Origin of the sequence: Kitasatospora putterlickiae (assembly GCF_039527695.1) — a bacterium.
Lineage (GTDB): Bacteria > Actinomycetota > Actinomycetes > Streptomycetales > Streptomycetaceae > Kitasatospora > Kitasatospora putterlickiae.
On sequence record NZ_BAAAKJ010000447.1, the window covers coordinates 248 to 1,922 of the forward strand.

Sequence of the window (1,675 nt, forward strand, 5' to 3'; positions counted from 1 at the left end):
GGAGCGTACGGCTCCGGGGCCCGGCGGCAGTGGTGGTGCGAGGGAGGATCAGTCGTCGCCGCGCAGGATCGCGATCAGCCGCAGCATCTCGACGTAGATCCAGACCAGCGACAGGGTGAGCCCGAAGGCGGCCCGCCAGGACTCCTTCTGCGGGGCGCCGTGCGCGATCGCCTCCTCGATGGCCGCGAAGTCCAGCGAGAGGAAGAAGGCGCCGAGACCGATGCCGACCAGGCCGACCACGATGCCGAGCGGGCCGGAACGCAGCCCCATGTCGGCGCCGAAGACCAGCGAGGCGAGCATGTTGACCAGCAACAGCAGCACGAAGCCCATGGCGATCGCGATGCCGATCCGGGTGTACCGCGGGGTGACCCGGATCCGGCCGGTCTTGTAGGCGATCAGCATCGCCGCGAAGACCGCCGCGGTGCCCAGCACCGCCTGGATCGCGATGCCCGGCCAGATGGTGTTGAACACCTTGGTGATCGCGCCGAGCGCGAAGCCCTCCAGACCCGCGTAGAGCAGGATCAGCGGCGGGCTGACGCTCCGCTTGAAGGAGATCACCATGCCGACCACGAAGGCGATCAGCGAGGCGCCGATGGCCAGGCCGAAGTTCCGGTCCGGCAGCGCGAACCAGGCCAGACCGCCGGCCGCGACCAGGGTGAGCAGCGTCATCGCGGTGCGCGCGACCACGTCGTCGAGGGTCATCCGGCCCGTCGCCAGCGGACCGGCGGACGGCGCGTTGTACATCTCGACGAGCTGCTCGTCGGTCAGCGGAGCCTGGCCCTGCGACTGCTGGGCGTAGGGGCTGTTGGCGTACGGGTTGTTTCCGTACGGATTGTTGCCGTAGGGGTTGGTGGCGTACTGGCCCCCGGCCGGCGGGGTCTGGGTGGTCCCGAAACCCGCGTAGCCGGACTCGCGGGTGAAGGACCCCTCCCGCGAGAAGACCGGGTTGCTGCTTCTCATTGCTCATTCCCTCCGTGGCGGCACTGCACCGCCCGAACCACCAGGGTAATGGCTTGGCAAAGGAATCGGCATCCGCCGCGAGAACGATTCGGCCGCTACTCCGGCGGGGACGCCGGTCGGCGTCCCCGCGAGCAAGCACGTGCCCAGAGCCGGACTCGAACCGGCACGGCCTTTCGGCCAAGCAGTTTTAAGCTGCCCGTGTCTGCGTTCCACCATCTGGGCGTCCTGCGGACCCGGCCCCGCCGACGGAGCGGGGAGCATCGCTCCGCCGCCCGTGCGGACCACCCCTGAGCCTAGTCGCCCGGCCTCCTCTTTCGCATGTTCCAAGGCGGGGAAGTTGTCATGTTTCCTTGCCATCTGACGAACAGTTCGTGATTTGGCCACCGAACCCGCTCGATCCGGCCACCGCCCTCCGACTCAGGGGCGGTGTCATACCGCAGGATGAGGGCACCACCTGGGCGTACGCCCAGCGGCGGTCAGGCCAACCGTCCGGCGGAGCGACGAGAAGCCATGATCATCGGGCGGAGCATGGAGGTACGGCCGGACGCCCCTTGGAAGGCACCGGCCGTCCAGCACTTCTTCCGCGCCGCACCACCCGGCGCCACCCCTCTCCGCCGAGCCCGAGGAGCACCCCCGTGACCACGTCGACCGCAACCGCCGTCCGCACCGGCCGGGCGGCCGCCCGCGCCACCGGTCTGAACAAGGTCTACGGGGA

Annotated in this window: 1 protein-coding gene and 1 tRNA gene; both read right to left on the reverse strand. The window is 69.6% G+C overall.

The window, feature by feature from the left end:
* Window positions 1-48: 48 nt before the first annotated feature.
* Window positions 49-960, reverse strand: coding sequence for a Bax inhibitor-1/YccA family protein (locus ABD308_RS36190; protein ID WP_344344422.1), 912 nt, complete (start codon window positions 958-960; stop codon window positions 49-51).
* 140 nt (window positions 961-1,100) lie between these two features.
* Window positions 1,101-1,182, reverse strand: a tRNA-Leu gene (locus tag ABD308_RS36195).
* Between the last annotated feature and the right edge of the window lie 493 nt (window positions 1,183-1,675).

What these genes read in the sequence shown, in the direction of transcription:
- ABD308_RS36190 (WP_344344422.1), bottom strand. Translation starts at nt 960, where the DNA reads ATGAGAAGCAGCAACCCGGTCTTCTCGCGGGAGGGGTCCTTCACCCGC.